This is a genomic window from Acinetobacter celticus, assembly GCF_001707755.1.
Taxonomy (GTDB): Bacteria; Pseudomonadota; Gammaproteobacteria; order Pseudomonadales; family Moraxellaceae; genus Acinetobacter; species Acinetobacter celticus.
In genome coordinates this window covers 103,109-126,679 of sequence record NZ_MBDL01000009.1, presented here as the reverse complement: position 1 = coordinate 126,679, position 23,571 = coordinate 103,109, and the positions used below count along the sequence as shown (strand labels likewise).

At 39.1% G+C, this 23,571-nt stretch carries 28 protein-coding genes; 17 read left to right on the top strand and 11 right to left on the bottom strand.

Annotated features, from left to right (window positions below; all coding sequences use genetic code 11):
* Positions 1-18: 18 nt before the first annotated feature.
* From BBP83_RS07380 to BBP83_RS07355, 6 genes are all read right to left on the bottom strand, one after another.
* Positions 19-744 (bottom strand): hypothetical protein, encoded by a 726-nt coding sequence (locus tag BBP83_RS07380; RefSeq protein ID WP_068887016.1) that lies wholly within the window; start codon positions 742-744, stop codon positions 19-21.
* 185 nt (positions 745-929) lie between these two features.
* Complete coding sequence (locus tag BBP83_RS07375) at positions 930-1,712, bottom strand: thiazole synthase (protein WP_068887014.1); 783 nt, start codon at positions 1,710-1,712, stop codon at positions 930-932.
* Positions 1,713-1,722: 10 nt separating this feature from the next.
* Positions 1,723-1,920: a sulfur carrier protein ThiS gene (thiS, locus tag BBP83_RS07370; RefSeq protein ID WP_068887012.1), complete on the bottom strand. Its 198-nt coding sequence runs from the start codon at positions 1,918-1,920 to the stop codon at positions 1,723-1,725.
* Positions 1,921-1,938: 18 nt separating this feature from the next.
* Complete coding sequence (locus BBP83_RS07365) at positions 1,939-2,304, bottom strand: DUF423 domain-containing protein (protein ID WP_068887010.1); 366 nt, start codon at positions 2,302-2,304, stop codon at positions 1,939-1,941.
* 222 nt (positions 2,305-2,526) lie between these two features.
* The gene (gene rpoH, locus BBP83_RS07360) at positions 2,527-3,396 is read right to left on the bottom strand and encodes an RNA polymerase sigma factor RpoH (protein WP_068887008.1); all 870 of its coding nucleotides are present in this window, start codon (positions 3,394-3,396) and stop codon (positions 2,527-2,529) included.
* Between the two features lie 142 nt (positions 3,397-3,538).
* Complete coding sequence (locus BBP83_RS07355) at positions 3,539-3,772, bottom strand: sulfurtransferase TusA family protein (RefSeq protein WP_068887006.1); 234 nt, start codon at positions 3,770-3,772, stop codon at positions 3,539-3,541.
* 388 nt (positions 3,773-4,160) lie between these two features.
* Here BBP83_RS07355 and BBP83_RS07350 point away from each other — a divergent pair, with 388 nt between their 5' ends.
* Together BBP83_RS07350 and rhlB are read left to right on the top strand one after the other, a co-directional pair.
* Positions 4,161-4,373 (top strand): cold-shock protein, encoded by a 213-nt coding sequence (locus BBP83_RS07350; protein ID WP_004648643.1) that lies wholly within the window; start codon positions 4,161-4,163, stop codon positions 4,371-4,373.
* 99 nt (positions 4,374-4,472) lie between these two features.
* The gene (gene rhlB / locus BBP83_RS07345) at positions 4,473-5,624 is read left to right on the top strand and encodes an ATP-dependent RNA helicase RhlB (RefSeq protein WP_068887004.1); all 1,152 of its coding nucleotides are present in this window, start codon (positions 4,473-4,475) and stop codon (positions 5,622-5,624) included.
* Between the two features lie 73 nt (positions 5,625-5,697).
* Here rhlB and BBP83_RS07340 read toward each other — a convergent pair whose 3' ends face one another.
* Positions 5,698-6,090 carry a hypothetical protein gene (locus tag BBP83_RS07340; RefSeq protein ID WP_068887656.1) on the bottom strand — a complete coding sequence of 131 codons (393 nt, stop codon included), beginning with the start codon at positions 6,088-6,090 and terminating at the stop codon, positions 5,698-5,700.
* Between the two features lie 219 nt (positions 6,091-6,309).
* Here BBP83_RS07340 and BBP83_RS07335 point away from each other — a divergent pair, with 219 nt between their 5' ends.
* From BBP83_RS07335 to BBP83_RS07270, 14 genes are all read left to right on the top strand, one after another.
* On the top strand, positions 6,310-6,885 hold the full coding sequence (locus tag BBP83_RS07335) for a nitroreductase family protein (RefSeq protein ID WP_068887002.1): 576 nt from the start codon (positions 6,310-6,312) through the stop codon (positions 6,883-6,885).
* Positions 6,886-6,918: 33 nt separating this feature from the next.
* Positions 6,919-7,992, top strand: coding sequence for an NAD(P)H-dependent glycerol-3-phosphate dehydrogenase (locus BBP83_RS07330; protein WP_068887000.1), 1,074 nt, complete (start codon positions 6,919-6,921; stop codon positions 7,990-7,992).
* A gap of 73 nt (positions 7,993-8,065) precedes the next feature.
* Entirely contained in the window at positions 8,066-8,524 is a 459-nt protein-coding gene (locus BBP83_RS07325) for a SixA phosphatase family protein (protein ID WP_068886997.1), read from the top strand.
* 31 nt (positions 8,525-8,555) lie between these two features.
* Complete coding sequence (gspL, locus tag BBP83_RS07320; RefSeq protein ID WP_068886995.1) at positions 8,556-9,695, top strand: type II secretion system protein GspL; 1,140 nt, start codon at positions 8,556-8,558, stop codon at positions 9,693-9,695.
* Positions 9,695-10,174, top strand: a complete 480-nt coding sequence (gspM, locus tag BBP83_RS07315; protein WP_068886993.1) for a type II secretion system protein GspM — start codon at positions 9,695-9,697, stop codon at positions 10,172-10,174. The genes gspL and gspM overlap by 1 nt, the downstream gene beginning before the upstream one ends.
* A gap of 90 nt (positions 10,175-10,264) precedes the next feature.
* Positions 10,265-11,266, top strand: a complete 1,002-nt coding sequence (locus tag BBP83_RS07310; protein ID WP_068886991.1) for a quinone-dependent dihydroorotate dehydrogenase — start codon at positions 10,265-10,267, stop codon at positions 11,264-11,266.
* 4 nt (positions 11,267-11,270) lie between these two features.
* The gene (locus BBP83_RS07305; RefSeq protein ID WP_068886989.1) at positions 11,271-11,855 is read left to right on the top strand and encodes a CvpA family protein; all 585 of its coding nucleotides are present in this window, start codon (positions 11,271-11,273) and stop codon (positions 11,853-11,855) included.
* A 24-nt stretch (positions 11,856-11,879) separates the two neighbouring features.
* The gene (gene purF, locus BBP83_RS07300; RefSeq protein WP_068886987.1) at positions 11,880-13,421 is read left to right on the top strand and encodes an amidophosphoribosyltransferase; all 1,542 of its coding nucleotides are present in this window, start codon (positions 11,880-11,882) and stop codon (positions 13,419-13,421) included.
* A 130-nt stretch (positions 13,422-13,551) separates the two neighbouring features.
* Positions 13,552-15,402, top strand: a complete 1,851-nt coding sequence (locus tag BBP83_RS07295) for a M48 family metalloprotease (protein ID WP_068886985.1) — start codon at positions 13,552-13,554, stop codon at positions 15,400-15,402.
* Positions 15,403-15,582: 180 nt separating this feature from the next.
* Positions 15,583-16,230, top strand: a complete 648-nt coding sequence (locus BBP83_RS07290) for a hypothetical protein (RefSeq protein ID WP_068886983.1) — start codon at positions 15,583-15,585, stop codon at positions 16,228-16,230.
* A 7-nt stretch (positions 16,231-16,237) separates the two neighbouring features.
* Positions 16,238-17,206: a 2-hydroxyacid dehydrogenase gene (locus tag BBP83_RS07285; RefSeq protein WP_068886981.1), complete on the top strand. Its 969-nt coding sequence runs from the start codon at positions 16,238-16,240 to the stop codon at positions 17,204-17,206.
* Between the two features lie 82 nt (positions 17,207-17,288).
* Positions 17,289-18,728 (top strand): M48 family metalloprotease, encoded by a 1,440-nt coding sequence (locus tag BBP83_RS07280; protein WP_068887654.1) that lies wholly within the window; start codon positions 17,289-17,291, stop codon positions 18,726-18,728.
* Positions 18,729-18,746: 18 nt separating this feature from the next.
* A complete protein-coding gene (locus tag BBP83_RS07275) occupies positions 18,747-19,118 on the top strand; it encodes a GFA family protein (RefSeq protein WP_068886979.1) in 372 nt (123 codons plus the stop codon).
* 68 nt (positions 19,119-19,186) lie between these two features.
* Positions 19,187-19,549, top strand: coding sequence for a hypothetical protein (locus BBP83_RS07270; RefSeq protein WP_068886977.1), 363 nt, complete (start codon positions 19,187-19,189; stop codon positions 19,547-19,549).
* Positions 19,550-19,643: 94 nt separating this feature from the next.
* On the opposite strand, the gene BBP83_RS07265 is transcribed toward BBP83_RS07270, so the two are convergent.
* Together BBP83_RS07265 and rpsU are read right to left on the bottom strand one after the other, a co-directional pair.
* A complete protein-coding gene (locus BBP83_RS07265; protein WP_068886975.1) occupies positions 19,644-20,090 on the bottom strand; it encodes a GatB/YqeY domain-containing protein in 447 nt (148 codons plus the stop codon).
* A 33-nt stretch (positions 20,091-20,123) separates the two neighbouring features.
* A complete protein-coding gene (rpsU, locus tag BBP83_RS07260) occupies positions 20,124-20,339 on the bottom strand; it encodes a 30S ribosomal protein S21 (RefSeq protein ID WP_001136722.1) in 216 nt (71 codons plus the stop codon).
* A gap of 146 nt (positions 20,340-20,485) precedes the next feature.
* Between rpsU and tsaD the strand changes: the two genes are divergently transcribed.
* Positions 20,486-21,496: a tRNA (adenosine(37)-N6)-threonylcarbamoyltransferase complex transferase subunit TsaD gene (gene tsaD / locus BBP83_RS07255; RefSeq protein ID WP_068886974.1), complete on the top strand. Its 1,011-nt coding sequence runs from the start codon at positions 20,486-20,488 to the stop codon at positions 21,494-21,496.
* 174 nt (positions 21,497-21,670) lie between these two features.
* Here tsaD and BBP83_RS07250 read toward each other — a convergent pair whose 3' ends face one another.
* A complete protein-coding gene (locus BBP83_RS07250; RefSeq protein WP_068886973.1) occupies positions 21,671-22,237 on the bottom strand; it encodes a DUF4385 domain-containing protein in 567 nt (188 codons plus the stop codon).
* 286 nt (positions 22,238-22,523) lie between these two features.
* Entirely contained in the window at positions 22,524-23,396 is an 873-nt protein-coding gene (locus BBP83_RS07245; protein ID WP_068886972.1) for an ATP-binding protein, read from the bottom strand.
* Positions 23,397-23,571 lie beyond the last annotated feature (175 nt).

Sequence of the window (23,571 nt, the reverse complement as noted above, 5' to 3'; positions counted from 1 at the left end):
ATTATTGATAGGCTACTTTTATTCAAACTCACGGGGTTCATTGAATTGTACCTGCTCAAGTTTCAATGCGTAGCGTTGTTTTAATGTTGACCATTGTACTTTGACAGGTTGCGTGCTTTCAGCAAATTCATTTTCACCTGTCGTGGTTTTTACTTTGCCTGTCATAAAGTTAATACTTTGCGCCGTGATATCACCTGATGCACGGTGGAAATCATTTGTGTCATAACCAATTAATTTAAATGAATGATCATGATATTGAAAAGTATAAATATGATTGGTTACATACCATGAACCACAGCTTAGCCAATAGTGCAGATAAATTTTGAGTACACCTTTTTGTATGCTCAAAGCTTCAGATTCACCGAGCGGGTCAGCTAAACAAGGAGAATCTAGATTGCTTTCCGTCGGCAGTGAATGATTACTCGCAATGAGCTGATAGCCAGTGGGTTGCTTAAATAAAACCAAAAGTTTCCGTTCATTTACATTCAGTACGTTACTGCCCAAGCCTGCATTTGCCACGGAATGCTCTGGATTGGTGTCTTCAATAATTAGGGCAATATCCGCTTGACCATCTTGGTTTAAATCGCCTTGTACTTTTTCTAAAATTTTCCAGTTGTTTGGAACAAAGGATTGATAGCTCATTTTTAGAGAGAGTTTTATTTCTGTTTGAGCCAAAGCACTATTTGCGAATGTGATAAAAAGTAGGGTGTTAATTATGAGTAGCAATCTTCGAGGTTTTAGCATGGGTTTAAATTCCTCGCATTTTTATTTTATTAGGGTAGTTAAGGGGTAGAGGTCTTTTCGTTTAGTAAGCGCTATCCATTAAGCATATCGAAAACCTCAGAAAATAAGGCATTATTTTGTTTTTAAATATACAAAAGGACTCCGAAGAATCCTTTTGCTGTGGCTATTGATATCTAATGAAGTTGTTATTTAAAGAAATAACCCGTTTCAGGTGAACTTGCATTTGCGATGTGCTTACGTGGCATACGACCAGCAAGAAACGCTTCACGACCTGCTTCAACTGCTTTTCTCATAGCTGAAGCCATTAAAATTGGGTTTTGCGCAGCCGCAATCGCGGTATTCATTAATACACCGTCACAACCTAATTCCATTGCAATGGCTGCATCACTGGCTGTGCCAACGCCTGCGTCGACCAAGACAGGAACTTTCGCGTTTTCTTTAATAATAGAAAGAGTATGTGGGTTTAAAATACCTAAACCAGAACCAATTAAACTGCCCAAAGGCATAATTGCAACACAGCCCATACTTTCAAGCTCCTGCGCCACAATTGGGTCGTCAGAGGTATAGACCATAATCTCAAAGCCATCGTCAATGAGTGTACGGGCTGCTTTTAAGGTTTCTGTGACGTTTGGATACAAGGTTTTTTCATCCCCTAGAACTTCTAGTTTGACCAAATTGTGGCCATCTAAAAGTTCGCGTGCCAACATGCAAGTACGAATGGCGCTGTTGGCATCAAAACAGCCTGCTGTATTAGGTAAAATTGTATATTTTTCTGGTGGAACAACAGACAGTAAATTGGGTTGATCAGGATGCTGTCCAATATTCACTCGGCGAATCGCCACGGTTACAATTTCAGCACCACTGGCTTGAATTGCTAAATCCGTTTCTTGCAGATTTTTATATTTACCCGTACCCACCAATAAGCGTGAGTTAAATGTACGTGAACCAATTTTAAATGTATCTTCCATGGGAGTTCCTTTAACCGCCACCGACGGCATGAATAATTTCAATACGATCTGCATCGCAAATAGCTGTTTGTTCTAACTTACTTTTTGGAATAATCATTTCATTTTTCTCGACTGCAAAGCGTTTGCCTTCCAGTGCAAGTTCTTGAATAAGTTCCAGTAAATTATGGCAAGCGGTGTGTAGGGGCTCGCCATTGAGGTAGATGTGCATGCCAAAATCTCAATGTGTTTATTTTGCGTATTTAAATGCATTCCAAGCTAAAATGAGCCAACCTGCAATCATCAGTGCACCACCTATTGGTGTAATTGCACCTAAAATACGCGGTAAGCCTAATGCCATGACATATAAAGAGCCACAGAAAAATACAATCCCGACTTGCATGAGTAAAAAACTGGCTTTAATTGGAAGCTGTGGAATTACTTTGCTTAAAATAGCCAAGGCTAAAAGACCCAAAGCATGATAGAAAAAATAATCGGTTGCCGTTTGCCACCAAACGAGCTGTTCTGTTGATGCAATTTTTTTTAATCCATGTGCCCCAAACGCACCAAGCATCACTGCTAGAGCAAGGTTAATGGCTGATATTCCAATCCACATACAACAAGCGCCCTTGGTAAATTTTGCGCTCAACCATAGCATATTTCATGTATCGGGTTAAGCTCAAATAATGCTTTAAATCGACTTTGTAAACAGATTGTTTGTCAGATATATAGCCGAATATATTGATATCTGCCGTGTGACTTAATTAAGAAAAGTTGAGTGTTATCAAAGTTGTATAGACGTAAAAAAAGCACCGAAGTGCTTTTTTTATATGTGGTTTTAATTCGATGACATTGCCACTTTAATTTTTTCCATTGCATTTTTTTCCAGCTGACGAATACGTTCAGCGGATACATTGTATTCTGCTGCCAACTCATGCAATGTTGACTTTTCATCGTCTAACCAACGACGCTGTAAAATGTTACGTGAACGGTCATCTAGTTGATCCATAGCTTCGTGTAATGCAGAAGAGCTTTGTTCCTCATAGTCTTCATTTTCAACCAGACGAGCAGGATCATAGCGGTTATCTTCTAAATACAGCGCTGGTGCAACATGCGTTGAACCTTCATCGTCATCATCACCTTGTGCTTCAAATGCTGCATCATAGGCAGTTAAACGGCCTTCCATTTCCAGCACTTGTGCTGCGGTCACGTTTAAATCTTCTGCAATAGATTGAGCTTCGGCTAAGGTCAATTTTTTAGACGATTTTTTTAGGCTACGTAAATTAAAGAATAGTTTACGTTGCGCTTTGGTGGTCGCAATTTTAACAATACGCCAGTTACGAATCACATATTCATGAATTTCGGCTTTAATCCAATGCACAGCAAAGGATACCAAGCGTACGCCCATATTGGGGTCAAAGCGCTTTACGGCTTTCATTAAGCCTAAATTGCCTTCCTGAATTAAATCACCCTGAGGTAGGCCATAGCCCGCATAACTACGTGCAATATGAACAACAAAACGCAAATGCGACATGACCAGCATTTTTGCTGCATCTAAATCTTGGTCGTAATAATAGCGATCCGCCAGCTCTTTTTCTTGTTCGGCTGTCAGAATAGGAATCTGGTTAACAGTACTGATATAAGCACCAAGATTCACCCCAGGTGCCGATAATGACAGGGGCATCAATTGCTTGCTGCTGTCACTCATATGTTCTCCTTAAGAGTAAAAAAGGGATCGCCCAATAATTAAGTTTTATCTTAATCCAATATTTCATTGAATGATGGGAAATTGGGTATAAAAATGTAAACTTTTATACTATTGTGCAGGCTTTTGTTTGAATTGAAAATATTTAAGATTCAATTAAGTAGTGAAATTCATACTCAGATATTTTTATCAATTGGCAGTTCAATGTATGTATTTGACAATAACGTAATACATCTTGCTGACTATGCGGATCTGAGGATTTTAAAAGAAAAACTAAAGATGCATTATTCTTTAATGCTTTTTTTAGCATTAATAATGGCATAGGGCATGGCTTGCCCATTGCATCAATAATAATTGTATTTGCAGAATCGTCACTCAATTTAAAATCCAAAACATGCGTTTTAAAACCAACGCAAATATTAGCAAATTAGAGGCTAAACCCCAAATAGTTTGAAAAATATTTGTCGTAGAAGTTCATGAAATTAGACGAAAAGCTTGTGAAAAAAAATATTATAAAATAAATAAGGAATGATGAAGAAAATTCTATTATTTATGATTCACCCATGTTAAGCTCGATGCGTATTTAGGATTTCAGACAAGCAAATGTTGTTTGTCGCCCTTGATGCAAATGGATGTAACCGGTATTTTTGTTAATAGTTTTACAGAATGATTACAAGCTTAGAAATAAAAAACATTTTTAAACTTGTTTGCTCTGCTGTTTGCAACACCGGGTGGTCCTTCTTAAACACTACAATAAGGATTAACTTATGACAGCTCGTGAACAAGGCGTTGTTAAATGGTTCAACGACACTAAAGGTTTCGGCTTTATTCAACGTAACGGCGGCGATGACGTTTTTGTTCATTTCCGTGCTATCCAAGGTGACGGCCACCGTTCACTTCGTGACGGCCAACGCGTTGAATTCAGCGTAGTAAAAGGTCAAAAAGGTTTCCAAGCTGAAGAAGTTCAGCCTTTAGACTAATTGTCTAAAAAGCCTGAAAAACGCTCCAATGTAAATTGGGGCGTTTTTTGTTTATAATGTTTAAAATTTTTGTGATTACTAACGTTCGAGCGCATTTATATGTCATCTGGTTTCGAAACCTTAAATTTACATCCGCAATTGAAACAAGCAATTGATGCTTTGGGTTTCAAGGAAATGACGCCAATTCAGCAAAAAGTTTTAAGATATACTTTGGCTGGACATGACGCTATAGGCCGTGCACAAACAGGTACCGGTAAAACCGCTGCCTTCTTAGTTAGTGTAATGAACGACTTACTCAGTAATCCTATTCAAGAGCAACGCTACCGTGGTGAGCCACGTGCATTAATCTTGGCACCAACACGTGAGTTGGCATTGCAAATTGAAAGCGATGCCAAAGAATTAAATAAATTTAGCAATTTGCATATTGTGACTTTGCTTGGTGGTGTGGACTTTGATAAGCAAAAGGCACAATTAAACAAAGACTTTGTCGATATTATTGTTGCAACACCAGGTCGTTTAATTGATTTGGTTGAGCAAAAAGAAGTTTGGCTAGATCAAATTGAATTTTTGGTTATTGATGAGGCAGATCGCTTGTTGGACATGGGTTTTATTCCATCAGTCAAGAGAATTGTCCGTTATTCACCGCGTAAAGAGCAACGTCAAACCTTAATGTTCTCTGCAACATTTAGCTACGATGTTTTAAATTTGGCGCAACAGTGGCTTTTTGAACCAGTTACAGTTGAAATTGAACCTGAGAAAAAAACCAATGCAGATGTAGAGCAACGTGTCTACATGGTGGCAAAGTCAGATAAATATAAATTGTTGCAAGAAATTTTGCGCGATGAGCCCATTGATAAGGTCATGATTTTCGCTAATCGTCGTGATCAAGTACGTAAACTTTATGATCATTTGAAAAAAGATAATTATAACGTTGTGATGTTGTCGGGTGAAATTGCACAAGACAAGCGTTTAAAAATGTTAGATCAATTTAAAAATGGCAAACATAATATTATGATTGCAACCGATGTTGCAGGGCGTGGTATTCATGTCGATGGCGTATCTCATGTGATTAACTTTACATTGCCTGAGCAGTCGGATGATTATGTACACCGAATTGGTCGTACAGGCCGTGCAGGTACACGAGGTATTAGTATTAGTTTCTTGTCTGAAGATGATGCGTTCTATCTTCCTGAAATTGAAAAGGCCATTGGTCAAAAATTACCTTTAACGCGTTTAGATGGTTATTGCTAAGCGTTTAAGGAATAAAAAACCGCTCATTTGAGCGGTTTTTTATTGGGTTGAATTACTTTAAGTATTGGGTTGGTTATTTTGATTGGCAGGTAAAGCTAAGAATCGTTTGATAGTCGTCATCTTTATTGATGCCATTATTCGTGCCTGTGATTGTGCCTAAAATACCTGCTGCAGCTTGTACCATTTGCCCTGTTTTTTCATCAAAAACGCCTTTCAAAGCACCATTGTATCCACTTTTTTCATCGACAATTATAGGTGTAGCATTTTTGCCACAGGTGTTGTTGGCAGCCATAATGGCATTATTTTTGGCGGTGAGACTGGTTTTGCCTACCGCAGTCACTTCATATTGATTATTGGGTTTTTGTATTGCCAAAGATTGCGTGGGCGCATTTGATGCACATGCACTTAATAAAATTGTTGTTGCAATAGATGTAGCGATGATGCTGATTTTTTTCGTAAATAACATATTCATATTGAGTCTTTCCCCATAGATTTAGACTTTTTATATTTGATCATAGCTTTATGGGGCGCGTGCGTGAAAGCTGTATAGGTTGTGCAGCTTTTTATATAACAATATATTGTGGTATCACTTAAAAAAGCAAAGGTGAAGAATAAAACCATATAGAGTAAGTGCTTGAGAATATGCTAATCTTGGGGCAGAATTTTTTAAGTGATATAGATGTCAATGTCAGAATTTTCGGTTGAAGTGGTGCATCAAAATATTCATCAGCGCCAGTCTATTGGGCATTTGGTCGAACCAGCACCGAATGCGACGCAACTGGAAAAAGCATTTCAAGCGGCTTTGGTTGCGCCAGATCATCATCGACTAAAACCAACGCGCTTTGTTGTTATTCCTGAAACAGAACGTGAAGCTTTTGGCGAGTTGTTATCTCGGGCGTTGGCAGATACAGGGCAGACTGAAGAAGCACAATTAGAGCGTGTAAAAAACCATCCTTTTCGGGCACCTTTATTGGTTTTGGCTTTAACTAAACTACAAGATCATTCTAAAGTTCCACATTTTGAACAAATTTTGAGTAGTGGTGCTGCTATACAAAACTTTCTGCTGTCTTTACAGGCGCAAGGTTTTTCTACAATGTGGCGAAGTGGGGCGGTCGTTGAGTCGGTTTTGTTTAAGCAGGCGTTGAATTTAAATGCTACAGACTTAATTTCAGGAATTATTTATATTGGGACAGCGGTCAAAGCAATTCCACCGCGCGCAGAAATACAAACATCTGAATTTGTTAGTGAATGGCAAAAATAAGCCATCAATTGAGCCTATTAGGAAATAAAAACAATGTCAGAACTTAAATTTTCAGATTTGGTTGAACCTACAGCATCCGCAGATAAGCCTGCATTAAGAGTGACTGTATTGGGTGGTGGTAGCTTTGGTACAGCCATGGCCAATACTGCAGTACGTAATGGTTGTGAAACAATTATTTGGATTCGCGATGAAGCGGTCGCAACCGACATTAATCATACGCATATTAATAAGCGTTATCTTCCCGATTTTCAGCTAGAAACCGCATTACATGCGACGTCCAATTTAGAAGAAGCAGTTTGTAACCGAGATATTGTTTTTGTTGCTATTCCAAGCCATTCATTTCGTCATGTTTTAGAACAAATTAAGCCTTTTATCAGCTCACAAGTGATTGTGTCTTTGACGAAAGGCATTGAAGCCAATACTTTTAGTTTTATGAGCGATATTATTCGCTCTGTCTTGCCTGAAGTGCCATATGGCGTTTTGTCTGGGCCAAATTTGGCCAAGGAAATTGTTGCAGGGCAACCAGCTGGAACGGTTATTGCGAGTCAATCTGAATTGGTACGTTCTGCTGTGCAACAGGCTTTGCATAGTGCGCTATTTCGCGTATTCGCCAGTGATGATGTGCATGGCGTGGAATTGGGTGGGGCATTAAAAAATATTTATGCTGTAGCAATGGGAATGGCCGCTGCTTATGGTGTGGGTGAAAATACCAAAAGTATGATTTTAACCCGTGCTTTGGCTGAAATGAGTCGTTTTGCTGTGGAGCTCGGTGCTAATCCGTTGACCTTCCTTGGTTTGTCTGGGGTGGGTGATTTATTTGCAACATGTAGTAGCCCTCTCAGTCGCAACTATCAAGTTGGTTTTGCATTGGGGTCTGGAAAGTCTTTAGAACAAGCCACACAAGAGTTGGGGCAAACGGCCGAAGGGATTAATACAATTGTGCAAGTGAAAGCACGTTCAGACGAGTTAAATGTGTATATGCCCATTACCAGTGCTTTATACAATGTTATTTATGAAGGTGCGCCACCTTTAAGTATTGCACTTTCTTTGATGAAAAATGGCCATCGTAGTGATGTTGAGTTTGTTTTGCCACATCAACAAGTCTGAGATAAATAAAGATGGCGACAATACAACTGTCATCAACACGATATATAGTGTGGCATAGAAAAAAGGATATTTTATGCAACTGACTTTAATCCGTCACGGGGAGGCTATGCCACCCGTTATGGGAAATGATATGAAACGACCATTAACTGAACATGGTCATTTGCAGGCAGCACAAACGGCTCGTTATTTAAAAGATATGATTCAGCCAGACGTATTTGTTGTGAGCCCCTTGCTTCGCGCCCAAGAGACTTTGTCACATTTACGCCTGTATTTTCCAAATATACCTGTAGTGATTTGTAATGCAATTAAACCCGATGATGACGCTAAAAATGCCGTCAATTGGATTTCGCAATTGCCTTATGAGTCGATTGTTGTGGTCTGTCATATGAATGTAGTGGCACACATGGCCTCTATCCTTGTTGAAGAGCCATTTCATCCGTATGCATTGGCGGAAGTTCGTTTATATGAACAAGTGGTGGTTGCTCCAGGATTATCTACTCAAATAAAGAGTTTTATTCCAGTCGTACAATAAATTAATTAAATAAAATGGCAGAAAAAAAGCAATGTTGTATTTATGGGTACCTGAAGCCAATGGGGTTTGGCAATGGTCAGATGGTGAAACTTGGAAGCAGTCTTTAAATCTTGAACAGTTAATTCAGGATGTGCGGGAACATCATGGTAAAGAAGCGACGGTATTCTTTCCAAGTAGAGATACGCAGATTATTCAGCAGACATTCTCTAAGGCTCAGTATAAGAAACTAGGTCAAGACGGCGTAAAGTATCTGCTTGAAGAATATGTTATTTTGCCTTTAGATTCGATGAAAGTGTTGCATCATTTTCAAAGCCCAGATCAACTGAGTATTTTGGGTATTGCAAACTCGACAGTAACCACCCTGCAGCATGCTTTGACCTTAATTCCAGTCAAAGTCGTGGCGTTATTACCCGATTTTTTATTGCTTCCGATACCTGCCTCTGGACAAACGATTCTAGCCAATATTAATGGTCATTTACTGGCGCGTGAAGGTGAATTTTCTGGTCAGTCTATTGATGATTTAGCTGTGTATCTAGATTATCAGCCTGCGCATATGTCTTATAAGATGACAAATCTATCTTCTGCACAGATGCAAAGTTTGGAAGCCGTTGTCACGCAAGATTTGCTTGAAAATTTTGATTATCACGTCCCTGAAATTAGAAAAGCCAAACAACATCCTTTTAATGTTTTACCTAAGGCCAAAAACAATACGGGCGTATCTGGTTACTGGAAAGCTTGTGTGGCGGTCTTTTTGGGTTTGCTGGTGATACAGTTCAGTTACGATGCTGTGCGTTGGTATCAAAATAAGAAAGTCGCAAATGTTATGGCAGTACAAGCCATAGATCAGTTTAAATATTGGTTTGGACAGAATTATCCTGTGACAGAGCAAACTTTAAAAAGCCAGTTCGAAGCACAATTACGTCAAAATCAGACTGGGAACACACAGGCTTTAGCACTATTAAGTCGGGTTGGGCCATTGGTTATGCAGCATCAAGTTGTTGCGAACCGCGTAATTTATGATGCCTCTGCGCTCAATATGGAGTTAAAAGCATCCTCTTCAGAAATATTACAAAATTTAACCCAGCAGTTAAATCAACAAGGTTTTAAAGTAGAGCTTGGTAATATCCAGCCACGAGATTCAGGGGTTGTTGGATTGGTGAAAATACAATAATGAAAGCATTTGAACAATTACAGCAGACGCTTGATCTGCAAATAGAAAAAATCACGGATTATTTAGATCGGCTTTCTACACGAGAGCGCGTCATGGTAATTTTTACAATCGTTTTTGTCACTGTTGCACTCATTGGTTCTGCATTGTTTTATATGCATAAAGCAGCTGAATTTCAACAAAAACGATTAAATGAATTAAAAGACACCATTGTGTGGATGCAAAGTCACGCAGTTACCATGAAACCAGCAGGAGATAGCGTATTATCTGCCACAGAAAAGGTACAACGCGTTGCACAACAACAGGGTTTATCTGTTGCCTCGCAACAGTCTGGTACGCAGATCCAAATTGCGGTGATGCATGAAAATTACGCAGTGTTGGCAAACTTTCTAACTCAAATGGTTCAATCTGGTTTAAGTATTGATAAGATGGAATTAAGTTCTGAAGCAGGACAGATTAAATTAACAGCGACTGTACAATAATTGCTAAAAATAAAGAACCCCGAAGCATGGTGTTTTGACTGGGCTATGCCTATAATGTGGCGACTTAAAAAGCAGTAGACTTTCACAGATATGTTGTATTCTCTTGCCCGCCCTTTGTTGTTTTCTTTAGCACCAGAGCGTGCACATGAGCTGACACTATCCTTATTGAAATCAACCCATAAAATGGGCTTGATGCGTCAGTCGGTTGCATTAAAACCTGTGACTTGCATGGGTATTGAATTTCCAAATCCTGTGGGTTTAGCCGCAGGATTAGATAAAAATGGTGCGTATATTGATGCTTTGGCTAGTCAAGGCTTCGGATTTATTGAAATTGGCACCATTACACCTTTGCCTCAAGCAGGTAACCCTGAACCTCGATTATTCCGTTTGCCTAAGGCAAAAGCCATTATTAACCGTATGGGTTTTAATAATGATGGTGTCGATCAGCTGGTTGAAAATGTCAAAGCTTCCAAATTTAAAGGCATTTTGGGCATTAACATTGGTAAAAATGCTGCGACCCCTGTAGAAAAAGCAGTTGATGATTATTTGATTTGCTTAGAAAAAGTCTACAATTACGCCTCTTATATTACGGTAAATATTTCTTCTCCCAATACCCAAAATTTGCGTAGTTTGCAAAGTGGCGATGCGCTTACTGAATTGTTGGAAACATTAAAGAAGCGTCAGCTTGAATTAGCAGAAGAAAACCAGCACTATGTACCATTGGTCTTAAAAGTTGCGCCAGATTTAGAGTCTGAAGATATTCAATTTATTGCACAACAATTGCTGACTTTTAAACTGGATGGTTTAATTGTGACCAATACGACTTTGTCGCGTGAAGGGGTAGAAAATTTACCTCATGGTGATGAAGCAGGTGGCTTATCAGGTGCTCCAGTTTTTGCTAAAAGTACTGCCTGTTTGGCTGCATTTGCAGAAGCTTTAAAAGGTCAGATTCCATTGATTGGTGTTGGTGGTATTTTATCGGGTCAGGACGCATTGGCGAAAAAGAATGCGGGTGCAAGCCTTGTACAAGTCTATAGTGGCCTCATATATACTGGGCCTAATCTGATTAAAGACTGTGTAGACGCACTGTAATATCATGAATACCATTGATATCGTTATACTGATAATTTTGCTCATTGGAGGGCTTAACGGTTTGCGACAAGGATTTATTAAAGCCTTTGCGAACTTGGCAGGATGGATTCTGGCATTAATTGTTGCGGCAAAATATGCATCCATTTTGGCACCTTCGATGCACTCACTCAGTGCTGATCCTGTGGTGCAGAAAATTGCGGCCTTTGCATTCATTGTATTGATGATTGTTGTGCTGACGTGGATTGTCACATATTTATTAAATGGTATTCTAAAAAGCCTAAAACTTGGCCCGCTGAATCGTTTAGCAGGTGGTATTTTTGGTGGTCTAAAAGGTCTTTTGGTGGTTCTTATTACAATTCAGGGCGTTGGGCCTTGGGTGGAAAGTTCCCCTCATTGGAAACAATCTAAATTCATTCAGTCTTTATTGCCATATGCACCTTGGGCAGCTCAAATGTCTAAAGAAGTAGCCAATGAAGCCTTGCATCATATTCAATCTGAAGATCAACCTAAGTCTTCAGATGCATCATCTGAAACTGTGAACCAAAAAGTCCGCTCATCAGGTGAGTCAACAAATAATCCTTTTAATTAATCCTAGCTTGTCTACGAGGTTGCTATGTGTGGAGTAGTTGGTATAGCTGGTAAATCACCCGTTAACCAAATGTTGTTTGATGCATTAACGATGTTACAACATCGTGGACAAGATGCTGCAGGAATTGTGACTTGCCATGAAGGACGCTTGTTCCTTCGCAAGGATACTGGCATGGTACGGGATGTGTTTCATACACGCCATATGCGTGCTTTGCAGGGTAATTATGGTATTGGCCATGTACGTTATCCTACAGCTGGTTCATCAAGTAGTGCAGAAGCGCAACCATTTTATGTTAACTCGCCTTATGGTATTACGTTAGCGCATAACGGTAACTTAACCAATGCTGCTGAAATTCACGATGATTTGTTCAAGACGGATTTACGTCATATGAACACTGATTCTGATTCAGAAGTTTTGCTTAACGTTTTTGCACATGAATTGCAAAAGCGCAGTAAATTAACCGCGACTGCAGATGATATTTTTGCTGTTGTTTCACGTGTGCATGATCGCTGTAAAGGTGGTTATGCCGTTGTGAGCATGATTACTGGTCAAGGCTTGGTGGGTTTTCGTGATCCGAATGGTATTCGTCCACTCATTTACGGCTCACGTGAGACGGAACAGGGTAAAGAATACATTATTGCTTCTGAATCTGTAGCAATTACAGCGCTTGGTTTTAAAGTTGAGCGTGATATTGCACCAGGCGAAGCGATTTTTATTACTGTAGACGGTGAAATGTTCACCAAGCAATGTGCTGAAGCTCCTGAATACAGTCCATGTATTTTTGAATATGTGTATTTTGCTCGTCCAGATGCCACAATTGATGGTATTTCGGTTTATAAAGCTCGTTTAAAAATGGGTGAAAAACTGGCGCAAAAAATCTTGCGTGAATGGAGTGAAGAACACGATATTGATGTCGTGATTCCAATTCCTGATACATCGCGTACTTCTGCACTTGAACTGGCTTATAGACTCGGTGTGAAGTTCCGCGAAGGCTTCATGAAAAACCGTTATATTGGCCGTACTTTTATTATGCCAGGACAACAACAGCGGGAAAAATCTGTTCGTCAGAAATTGAACCCTGTAGAGCTTGAATTCCAAGGCAAAAATGTACTGCTTGTCGATGATTCAATTGTTCGTGGTACGACATGTAATGAAATCATTCAAATGGCGCGTGATGCAGGTGCAAGAAAAGTGTTCTTTGCATCGGCTGCACCAATGGTGAAGTATCCGAACGTTTACGGTATCGATATGCCAGCTAAAGCAGAATTGATTGCATCAAACCGTAGTGTGGAAGAAATTCGTGAAATCATTGGTGCCGACCGTTTGATTTTCCAAGACTTGGAAGATTTAAAAGCAGCAGTACGCACCACGAAAGTTCCTGAATTGCAAGAATTTGACTGTTCTGTATTTAATGGTGTGTATGTAGCGGGCGGGATTGATGAAGCTTACCTTGATGCACTAGAGAAGAAGCGTAGTGATTCTGCTAAGCTTGAGAAGTCAGACAGTTATATTGATGTCAATATCGATGCGGCATCCGTAGATTTGACTGGTGTGCGTGAAGGATAATTCGCGCATAAACTCTGTGAAAAGCGGGAATTTCCCGCTTTTTTCATTTATGATGGATCAACAAAAGGCAATGTTGTTTTAAGGTGTTGTTTTGGGACGAGCTGGCTACAATTTTATTAAAAACAAAAATATGTTTTGGTCTGCCTTTATTTGTGCGGTGGCTATAGTCTTAACTCTTGTTATTATTAATACAATTGTGGGGCTGTTGGTTTTTTATGTAGATTCCTCACAATCTATTTATTGGCATGTATTAAGCCCTTATTTGATTCTCTTACTTTTATTAATTATTTCTATTTCTATTCTCTATGAATTTTATATTTTCAGGATGGGTGGTCATTCTTTAGCAAAGCAATTCGGTACGCGTCGTTTAACTCTAATGGAAAGTATTCCCGAGGAGAGTGTAGCCCTAAAAATAACTGAACAATTGGCGAGCACTTTTCTGATTGAGACGCCAGCGCTGTATGTATTGCCTTATGAAGTGGGTGTAAATGCACTTACTGCTGGATTTTACCCGCGTGATACCGTCATTATTTTGACTTGGGGGGCTTTGCAAAATTTAGATGAAATAGAGCTTTATGGTTTGCTTAGTCATGAGTTTAATAAAATTCTTTCTGGTGAAGCTGCAGAAAATACGCGTTTAAAAATATTGTACAGTGGCTTAACCACCTTTAGTCAGTGGGGCAGTAAAATTGCAAAACGTGGCTTTTATCGTAATGGCTATGTACGTGAAAATAAATTTGAAACGGTATTTGTGGCAATTGGTGCAATTATTTGGTTGGTAGGTAGCTTGGGTTTGCTTATTTCTCGCTTTATTAAGTTTATTACCTTGGGTGGGCGAACATATAAAAATGATCAAAAAACCAAGCGTTTAATTCAAAATGATGCCAATATTCAGACACTGCTTCGTATTTATGTGCATCACTCTGGTTCGCAAATTCATAGCGAATATGCTGAAGCAATTTCCCACATGTGTTTTGCCAATGCTTTAAGTCCGCAAAATTGGATGAATATTCATCCAACAATTGAGCAACGGATTTTTGAACTAAACCCCAACATGATTCAAGATTTACAATTAGAAAATCTAAAAAAATTAAAAAATCAGCCCTTATTTAGTTTATTTCGTTCATTAGAGGAAGTCAGTCCAGATGTGGTTGTACATTGGAGTTCACCACAGCCTTTACCATTGCTTAGACTATCGCCAATTAGTTTTGCAATTAAAGATGCCATCAAGCCTTTAAAAGCAGAAATTCGTGAAAATTGGCGAAGACCTGAATTGATTGAACGCGCGATGCAAACAGCAACAGGTTCAAGAGAGGTTATGGTCGCCATTTTGATGATTCGTCAGTATCGTGAGTTTATTCCGACTGAGGCTGAAGTGAGTCGCGCGATTGTGGACTCTTTGTTGCATTTAGATGGTCGTGTGCATATCTCTATTTTTAAGCAAGCCTGTAAAAATATAGGGGGCATGCCTGCAACAATTGCACGGCAGTTTTTAATGAAGTTGGCCAAAATTATTCAAGAAGATGGTGAAATTGGCTTATTGGATGCTTTGTTGCTAGAGCGGGTAAAATTTGAATTAAACTTAATGCCGATTCATACAGCGACTGCACTAGAAGATGTTAAACCCAGTATTGTGCGTTTAATTGATGCCTTGTTGCATGTACAACAAATTAATAGTGATAATCAGTTAGAAGTACGCGAACTGATTTTAACGCGTATTTTAAGTCCAAAAGAGTTGGATTTATATAGTGATATTTCTGATGAACCCATTGATTTGGCTGAGATTTTAAACGATATAGCGGGGCTATTATTACGTGATCGTTTTAGTATTTTGGCTGTGGCGGAAATTTGTTTGTGGAATGATCGAGTTATTACTCAAGATGAACTAGATGTATTAGAGCTACTGTATTGGCGATTGGGTTTTGAAACAGCAGAAATGATTGATTTAATGCAAAAGAAAAATAGTCTGACGATTATTTAAGTGATTATCTAAGTTTTTTTGGTAGAAATATTGCAACACAGATCATTATTTTATACAAATATGGAATATTTAACCTGTAGTCGGGCATGGTGGGTGATTGTGCAAGAGTCTAATAAAAGTTCAGCAAAAATTGGTCATTCCCGCTAGAATGTTAAACCTGAATTTGGTGATGAAGAAACAATGATTGGGCATCAACGTGACATTATGGCGACATTGGGAATCGATATCTGGATTCCAAGGGACGCTGTGTGCGAGCACAATCAATCTTATCTTTGGCGTGATTCAGCACAGCAAGAAAATGTCTCTGAAATTATTTTGCCTAGCACACCGGCTAAAGTAGAACCTGTTGTTACGCCAGCTAAGACACCCGTACAACCTCAAATAAAAACAGTCTTTGAAAAAAATATTCCAGCTGTTGATGTCGTCGTACCTGCAACATCCAGTGAATTGTCTTCCGTTTTAAAGATTGATGCATTTTCAATTGAAGCCATTTGCTTGACACAGTGTGTCTTATTGATAGACGCAACAACAGTCACGGCAGATCAGCAGCTTCTGTGGAAAAATATCCAACGTGCAGTTCAGGCTGAATTTCATAGTTTGCAATGGCCATTTTTGTGGCTCAATATGCAAGATGGTCGTGGCGCTTCGTCTTATGTATCGGGTTTTTTAGATGCAATCAGTACAGAAAAAAATATCTTATGTTTGGGGCAAATTCCACATTTGACCTCTTCGGCGCATATTCAACTTGCGTCTTTACAAGAGATGGTTGAGCAGCCTTTATTGAAGAAGCGCTTGTGGCAATTTATGCAAAATAAAATCAAGGAGTAACGAACAAATGAAGCAGAAAGTTGTAGTTTTTAGCCAGATTGATCATGAAATTTTGACGAAATTACAGCAGTGCTATCATGTTGTTCAAATTAACCCTAAGTTAGGGGACGTAAATCAGCAAATTTTAGAGCAGGGCAAAGATGCTGATGGCTTTATTGGAGCTGGGCGATTATTAAATGAAGACAACTTAAAGTTTGTCGAACAATTAAAAATTGTGTCTAGTGTGAGTGTAGGCTATGACAATTATGATTTAAGTTATTTAAATCAAAGAAAAATTTGGTTAGCACATACACCGCATGTATTGACAGAAACAACGGCAGATTTAGCTTTTACTTTATTGATGAGTGCTGCAAAAAAAGTACCATCGTTGGTGCAGTGGACAAAACAAGGTCAGTGGCTGAGAACGGTCGGGCCTGATCAATTTGGGCAAGATATTTATGGTAAAACCTTGGGAATTATTGGGTTGGGCCATATTGGTGCTGCAATAGCACGACGTGGTTTCCATGGTTTTAATATGAATGTGCTGTACCATAATCGCAGTGAAAAAATGGAAACCGCCACGCAATTTAATGCAGAATATTGCGAACTGACTGATTTATTGCAACGTTCGGATTTTGTGGTTGTTGCTGTAGATTTAAATCATAGTTCAAAAGCACTGATTGGTGAGGCGGAGCTTGAGCTTATGCAGGCTCATGCTGTTTTGGTTAATATTTCACGCGGTTCTGTAATTGAAGAGCAGGCGTTAATTTCAGCTTTAAAAAATAAAACGATATTTGCAGCTGGTTTAGATGTTTACGAGAAAGAACCTTTGCAAGATTCAGCATTATTTCAACTGGAAAATGCGGTGACTTTACCTCATGTTGGGTCAGCGACAGCACAAACCCGTAAGCGTATGGCGGAATTGGCCTATCAAAATTTAGTTGATGCCTTGGAAGGGCGAATGCCTCGTTATCTTGTAAATAAAGACTTTAATTAAAAATTTAATAACACTTTCTTTCATAAGTACCCTATTTTCAATGCTATATTTATTTTAGCTATAAATGAATTGGGATGCTAAATTGAAACGACTTTTGCTGGCATGTAGTTTGGGGTTTTGCTCAGGTCTTGCTCAAACACAAACGGTAGAATTTAATGTAGCATCTCAATTTTCAGTACCTGATATTGGTGGTGGAATTGGACTTTTAGATCAACAAAAAGAAAAAGCGATTGGTGAGCAGGTATTTCGCGAAGTAAATAAGCAAATGCCTGTTACACAAAACCCTTGGCTAGAAGATCGGTTATTTACTATTTTTTCTCATATTTTGAGTCAAACTCAGTTGAATCAGCCTGTAGGGTTGTTAATTATTAATGATCCACAAATTAACGCATTTGCCGTGCCGGGTGGGTTATTTGCGTTAAATACGGGATTAATTAATTCTGCACGAAATATGGATGAAGTCGCAGGTGTAATGGCACATGAAATTGCACACGTGACACAGCGTCATTATAGTCGCTCTCAAGAAGCTTTTAAGGGGCAAGGTTTATTGTCGCTTGCAGGTATTTTGGTGGGCGCGTTGGTCGCATCTCAAGCCGATAGCGATGTGGGGGCCGCTGTTATGTTAGGCTCACAGGCTGCCTTAATGGATAAACAGCTGACATATAGTCGAGACCAAGAACGCGAAGCAGACCGCATTGGAATGCAATATATGTACACCTCTGGCTATAATCCGCAAAGTATGGCCGATTTTTTTGAAGTAATGCACCGCGCGACCAGTAGGGTGAGTTTTTTACCCGATTTTTGGTTGACTCATCCGCTGACAACACAGCGAATGAGTGAGGCTCGATTAAGAGCAAATCAGTTGCCTAAAATAAAGCCAAATTTGAATAATGAAGATTTTGATGTGCTTAAGTGGTATAGCCGTGTGATTTCTGGGCAGACCAATGAGCAACAATTACAGGTTTTGGTCGATCAAAATAGTTTTGCTGGTTTTTTGGCGTTGACAGCTTTTCAAGTACAACAGGGTGATTATGTTGCTGCTCAAACAGTAATAGAGCGCGCGAAAAAAATTAAATCAGATCATGTTTTAATGACTTTATTGCAGGCAGATATTTTCCTTGGGCAAAATAAAATCCAAGAGGCATTAAGTGGAATTGCGAATGCTGCGATTATTATGCCAGAAAACCGTGCGCTTAATTATAAGTATGCTGAGGTGTTAATTCGTAATAACCAACCTGCTCAAGCTCAAATTATTGTACAAAGCTTTTTAAAAAACAATCCACGAGATGTGAGTGGTTGGCGCTTGATGCAACAAGCTGCAAATGTAGACCATGCATCTACACTTAGACCTATTAATGTCTTGCGCTATCGTGCAGAAGTTGAGTTTTGGTCGGGATATGAAGAAAGAGCAATAAAAACGCTTTTACATGCACAGCGTTTGGCTAAAGAGAATAAATCTTTATTGGCGACAATAGATCAGCGTTTAACTGTTATGCAAAAAGATCGACAATTAAAAATTTAAGCGCATATTTAGGGGGGGATGATACAAGGTCAGTGCTTATGTGGAAGGATTCAATATCATTATTTGGCAGATATTGAGGAAAGTATTTTATGTTGTTGTCCGCATTGCAAGCTTGCGCAAGGCGCCTTGTTTGGTTGGAATAGTCCGATTGATCGAACAAAATTTAAAATATTGCAGGGTTCGGATGCATTAAAAGAATATTTTCATACAGAAAACAAAGCGCGCGTATTTTGTGGTCAATGCGGTAGTCCAATTTATTCATATCGTTTAGATTTACCTCATATTTTGCGTTTAAGATTGGGTACAGTTACACAAGGTAAATTGCCTGCACCCAAAGAGTTGGCTTATCAGGAATATTTCCCCAATTTTATTGGTTTCAATCTTCTTTAATCTGTAGCCTGAAAATGCTCAGTGCTACAATGTATTCACTTGATAATTTAATTTGAAAGACTTATTAAATGAAAAAAATGATAGTTGCTTTTTTTATGACAGGTTTGGGGTTGCAGGCTGTACACGCGGCCAGTGCGGAACAATATGTATTGGCGGTCAGTAAAATTAATGATCGTTATCAGCAAGATACTCGGAATTTTTTTAATACTTTAGACCCGATGCAACGGGGCTTTAATGCAGAACAGCAAAAGACGTTTTGTGGGATTTTGGCGAAGCATGCGGATGATCTATATCAAGCTGCTGATGCGAATCGTGCATATTTAGATAAAAAATATGTCAATCTGACCAAAAAGGATGTGGTAGCGCAGATGTTGTCGTCGAAGGAAATGCAAATATTGAAAAATTATAATGTACAGTGTGATTTTAATTAGAAGTATGGGGTGTAAAAAGATCTAATAAATAGACTTGCAGATGAACTGTCTTCGTAGTGAAAGGCAGTTCAACGTCAAAGAAGTGTGATGAGGGTTAAGAAAGTTTTGCTTTAATTTTAGCGGAAACTTGTGAAGGATCGGCGCGCCCGGCTATGAGCGGACGCAGAGAGTTCATCACCTTACCCATATCTTTCATGCTAGTAGCTTCTTGCGCAGAGATAGTCTGCGCAATGATAGAATCAAGCTCTTCCTCAGTCATAGCTTCTGGTAGAAATTGAGATAAAATCTCAAGTTCGGCTTGCTCTTTACTAGCTAAATCATCTCGACTAGCGCCTAGAAAGGCTTTAATCGATTCTTTACGTTGTTTTATTTGCTTTTCAATAACCGCAAGAACTTGAGCGTCGTCAAGTTCAACGCGATCATCGACTTCGATTTGCTTAATTGCTGCCTGAAGACCACGTATTACCGTTAACTTACCCATTTCTTTAGCACGCATTGTTGCTTTTAAAACGTCAGTTATTTGGTTTTTTAAAGTAGTCATTTAGTTATCCAGGCAGTTAATCACAAATTAATCTTAGTAAAGGCGAGTAGTACGTACTGATTCACGCGCCAATTTCTTTTGGTAGCGTTTAACAGCAGCAGCTTTTTTGCGCTTACGTTCTTGAGTTGGTTTTTCATAGAATTCGCGCTTACGAACGTCAGCTAAAACGCCCGCTTTTTCGCATGAACGTTTGAAACGACGGATAGCTACGTCTACTGGTTCGCCTTCTTTCAATTTAACTTGTGGCATGAAGAATCCTCATTAAGTTATGGATAAGATCTAGGCTGAATTGCCTTGGATCACAAGTGAAGGTCAGTATTTTACTCATTTACATCTCATACCACAAGTCTATAATGGGCTTTGCAATAGATTTGATACAGGTTATAGGCAGTTTAATGATCGTTTTAGGCTTAGAAACATCTTGTGATGAAACCGGATTAGCGCTGTATGACAGTGAACTAGGCTTGCGCGGACAAGTGCTGTATAGCCAAATTAAATTGCATGCAGAATATGGCGGAGTTGTACCAGAGCTGGCGTCACGTGATCATGTGCGTAAATTGGTGCCACTCATGACGCAATTACTGGCAGACAGTGGCGTGAAAAAATCAGAGATTGATGCCATTGCATATACGCGTGGGCCGGGTTTAATGGGGGCACTTATGACGGGTGCACTGTTTGGTCGGACTTTAGCCTTTGCATTGAATAAACCTGCAATTGGTGTGCATCATATGGAAGGGCATATGTTGGCACCTTTATTGTCTGAAACACCTCCAGAATTTCCATTCGTTGCCTTGTTGGTTTCAGGTGGTCACACGCAACTCATGGCAGCCTATGGTATTGGTCAGTATGAGTTATTAGGTGAGTCTATTGATGATGCGGCGGGTGAAGCTTTTGATAAAGTCGCTAAAATGATGGGGTTGCCTTATCCAGGTGGGCCTAATATTTCAAAATTGGCTGTGGATGGAGATATGAATGCCTTTGCATTTCCACGTCCAATGTTGCACCAAGGTTTAGACTTTTCTTTTAGTGGTCTGAAAACAGCGGTATCGGTGCAGTTAAAAAAAGTGGAAGGCGAAGGCCGTGAAGCAGATATTGCTGCCTCTTTCCAAGAAGCATTGGTCGATACACTGGTTAAAAAATCGGTGAAAGCCTTAAAGCAAACAGGTTTAAAGCGTTTGGTGATCGCAGGTGGCGTCAGCGCTAACAGTCGTTTACGTGAACGTTTGGAAGCGGATCTAATGAAAATTCGAGCAACTGTATTTTATGCAGAACCTGCGTTGTGTACAGACAATGGCGCTATGATTGCTTTTGCGGGTTATCAGCGCTTAAAATCAGGGCAATGTGATGGGCTGTCAGTAACGACGACACCGCGTTGGCCGATGACTGAGCTAACAAAGCCAGAGTAATTTTATTTTAAGTATTTTTTGATCAACATTCATAACTCTTCTAATATTTCATTATTGGATTTCTGAGAGTATTTCTTATATCAGAAATGAGCTATACCTATATTTAGTTATTTTTATCAAAAAATAAGGCGCAATATTTTAAGAAATATTGCGCCTTATTCAGAAATGAAATGATTAATCTTTACGGATCATTTCATTGAACTTTTCTTTCAACTCAACGTATTTTTCATTGGCTTTAGCTTGATCGCTTTTTTCTTTAAAGATTTTAGCAACCGCAACTTTGGCTAAATCTTCAGGGCTACGTTGTGGTTTTTCAGTTGGGTTCGCTACGTCAACTGCGGCTTTTACTTTAGGGGTTGCGCCTTTGCTTTTGCGGCCAGTTTTAATCGAACCTTTTTTATGATTGGCATAACGACGCGCACGGGTATAACCCATCAACAAGAATTTGCGTGCCATGTCTGCGCCAACAAAATCGTTATTTTCCAAATATTCTAAAAATAAGGCGAAAATTTTATCGCTGCTTTCGGTCGCTTGAGCTACATCTTCAAACGCCCAAAACGGTAGAATTTCAGACTTGTACGGTTCAACCAATAATACACCTTCTTCACCACGGCCAATACGGTACAATTTTGGACGTTTTCTAAAGTTGATTTTTTCAAAGTCGAGTGAAAAGTCAAAACTGCGTGAAAATAGTTTTGCATCGGTTTCAACTGAAAGTGAATTGAGTTCGGTGTCGGTCATCGGTGAGTCCTTAAAATGGGTGAATCCTCTCTAAATAATGAAAAATATACATGACTATAAGAAAGAGGTTGCACAGAGTTTGAAGCATTTTGTCGACCTTTGATATGTCAAAATCCAAAAGCTGATCACAATAGTTGCTTATCTGTTCTATACAATAAGGTCATTTTTAAAGAAATAGGGGGATGTAAAATAAATTAGGCAACGCAAGGTAGAGGCAAGAAGATGTCCATTGATTTAAAGCGTATAGCATTCATAAATCAATGGATGATCAAAACTGAGACTTTTCCTAATTAGAAGCAAGCTGGGTTGACCCAATCCAATGTTTAGAAAATTGGTAAGCTGCTCGTCCAGAACGTTGGCCCCGTAATTGACACCATCTTAAGGCTTCAGCACGAGTTTCCTCGGTAAAGGGCATCTCTGCTTTTGCCAAATAATGCTCTACAATTTCCAGATATAATTTTTGATCCATTGGATAAAATGACAACCACAAACCAAAACGATCTGACAGAGAGATTTTTTCCTCAATGGCCTCTTGTGGGTGTAATTCTGTATATTGTGGAACATCGACTCTAGTGACGGGCGTATTTTCATGCATGAATTCAGGCAATAAATGACGACGGTTGCTGGTGGCATAAATAATAAAATTACTTGAACCCGATTGTAATGAACCATCCAACACACTTTTTAAACTACGATAGTTTTCATCTTCAGCGTTAAATGCTAAATCATCACAATACACAATGAATTTTTCAGGGCGATTGGCAATAATCTTTTGAATTTCGGGTAGGTCAGATAAGTCATCTCGTTCAATTTCAATTAGACGAAGCCCTTGTGCTTCATAGGCTGTCAATAATGCGCGAACAATCGATGACTTTCCTGTACCACGAGAACCTGTAAGTAGAACGTCATTGGCAGGGAATCCGTTTAAAAACTGGAGCGTATTTTGAATGACTTTTTCTTTTTGTCTTTCAATGCCCTTTAAATTATCCAAAAACATTTTTTTAGGTTGATGAATGGGTTTTAATTGTTTGTCTTGCCATTTATAGGCGCTACTTGAAAAATCGGGTATTTGTCGTATTTCTGGTAAAGTTTGCTGTAATTGCAAAAGTACTGTAGAAAGCGATTTTAAAATATTGTCTGGTAAATCAATGTTGGTCATGAAAATTCAGCTTGTGATTAATCGATGAATAGATGTAATTTTACAGCAACAATGTATAGTATTTCGGTAGATTGTGCCAACTTAACGCTGTCATTGCTATTGAATCACGAATCAAATTTCGCAACAGTTTTAGTTTTAAAGAAATGTAATAAATAAAAAGCTCGCGCTGAGGAAT

Bases quoted from the DNA above. Each gene is read 5' to 3' on its own strand.
- BBP83_RS07380 (WP_068887016.1), bottom strand. From the start codon at position 744: ATGCTAAAACCTCGAAGATTGCTACTCATAATTAACACCCTACTTTTT.
- BBP83_RS07375 (WP_068887014.1), bottom strand. From the start codon at position 1,712: ATGGAAGATACATTTAAAATTGGTTCACGTACATTTAACTCACGCTTA.
- thiS (WP_068887012.1), bottom strand. From the start codon at position 1,920: ATGCACATCTACCTCAATGGCGAGCCCCTACACACCGCTTGCCATAAT.
- BBP83_RS07365 (WP_068887010.1), bottom strand. From the start codon at position 2,304: ATGTGGATTGGAATATCAGCCATTAACCTTGCTCTAGCAGTGATGCTT.
- rpoH (WP_068887008.1), bottom strand. From the start codon at position 3,396: ATGAGTGACAGCAGCAAGCAATTGATGCCCCTGTCATTATCGGCACCT.
- BBP83_RS07350 (WP_004648643.1), top strand. From the start codon at position 4,161: ATGACAGCTCGTGAACAAGGCGTTGTTAAATGGTTCAACGACACTAAA.
- rhlB (WP_068887004.1), top strand. From the start codon at position 4,473: ATGTCATCTGGTTTCGAAACCTTAAATTTACATCCGCAATTGAAACAA.
- BBP83_RS07340 (WP_068887656.1), bottom strand. From the start codon at position 6,090: ATGTTATTTACGAAAAAAATCAGCATCATCGCTACATCTATTGCAACA.
- BBP83_RS07335 (WP_068887002.1), top strand. From the start codon at position 6,310: ATGTCAGAATTTTCGGTTGAAGTGGTGCATCAAAATATTCATCAGCGC.
- BBP83_RS07330 (WP_068887000.1), top strand. From the start codon at position 6,919: ATGTCAGAACTTAAATTTTCAGATTTGGTTGAACCTACAGCATCCGCA.
- BBP83_RS07325 (WP_068886997.1), top strand. From the start codon at position 8,066: ATGCAACTGACTTTAATCCGTCACGGGGAGGCTATGCCACCCGTTATG.
- gspL (WP_068886995.1), top strand. From the start codon at position 8,556: ATGTTGTATTTATGGGTACCTGAAGCCAATGGGGTTTGGCAATGGTCA.
- gspM (WP_068886993.1), top strand. From the start codon at position 9,695: ATGAAAGCATTTGAACAATTACAGCAGACGCTTGATCTGCAAATAGAA.
- BBP83_RS07310 (WP_068886991.1), top strand. From the start codon at position 10,265: ATGTTGTATTCTCTTGCCCGCCCTTTGTTGTTTTCTTTAGCACCAGAG.
- BBP83_RS07305 (WP_068886989.1), top strand. From the start codon at position 11,271: ATGAATACCATTGATATCGTTATACTGATAATTTTGCTCATTGGAGGG.
- purF (WP_068886987.1), top strand. From the start codon at position 11,880: ATGTGTGGAGTAGTTGGTATAGCTGGTAAATCACCCGTTAACCAAATG.
- BBP83_RS07295 (WP_068886985.1), top strand. From the start codon at position 13,552: ATGTTTTGGTCTGCCTTTATTTGTGCGGTGGCTATAGTCTTAACTCTT.
- BBP83_RS07290 (WP_068886983.1), top strand. From the start codon at position 15,583: ATGATTGGGCATCAACGTGACATTATGGCGACATTGGGAATCGATATC.
- BBP83_RS07285 (WP_068886981.1), top strand. From the start codon at position 16,238: ATGAAGCAGAAAGTTGTAGTTTTTAGCCAGATTGATCATGAAATTTTG.
- BBP83_RS07275 (WP_068886979.1), top strand. From the start codon at position 18,747: ATGATACAAGGTCAGTGCTTATGTGGAAGGATTCAATATCATTATTTG.
- BBP83_RS07270 (WP_068886977.1), top strand. From the start codon at position 19,187: ATGAAAAAAATGATAGTTGCTTTTTTTATGACAGGTTTGGGGTTGCAG.
- BBP83_RS07265 (WP_068886975.1), bottom strand. From the start codon at position 20,090: ATGACTACTTTAAAAAACCAAATAACTGACGTTTTAAAAGCAACAATG.
- rpsU (WP_001136722.1), bottom strand. From the start codon at position 20,339: ATGCCACAAGTTAAATTGAAAGAAGGCGAACCAGTAGACGTAGCTATC.
- tsaD (WP_068886974.1), top strand. From the start codon at position 20,486: ATGATCGTTTTAGGCTTAGAAACATCTTGTGATGAAACCGGATTAGCG.
- BBP83_RS07250 (WP_068886973.1), bottom strand. From the start codon at position 22,237: ATGACCGACACCGAACTCAATTCACTTTCAGTTGAAACCGATGCAAAA.
- BBP83_RS07245 (WP_068886972.1), bottom strand. From the start codon at position 23,396: ATGACCAACATTGATTTACCAGACAATATTTTAAAATCGCTTTCTACA.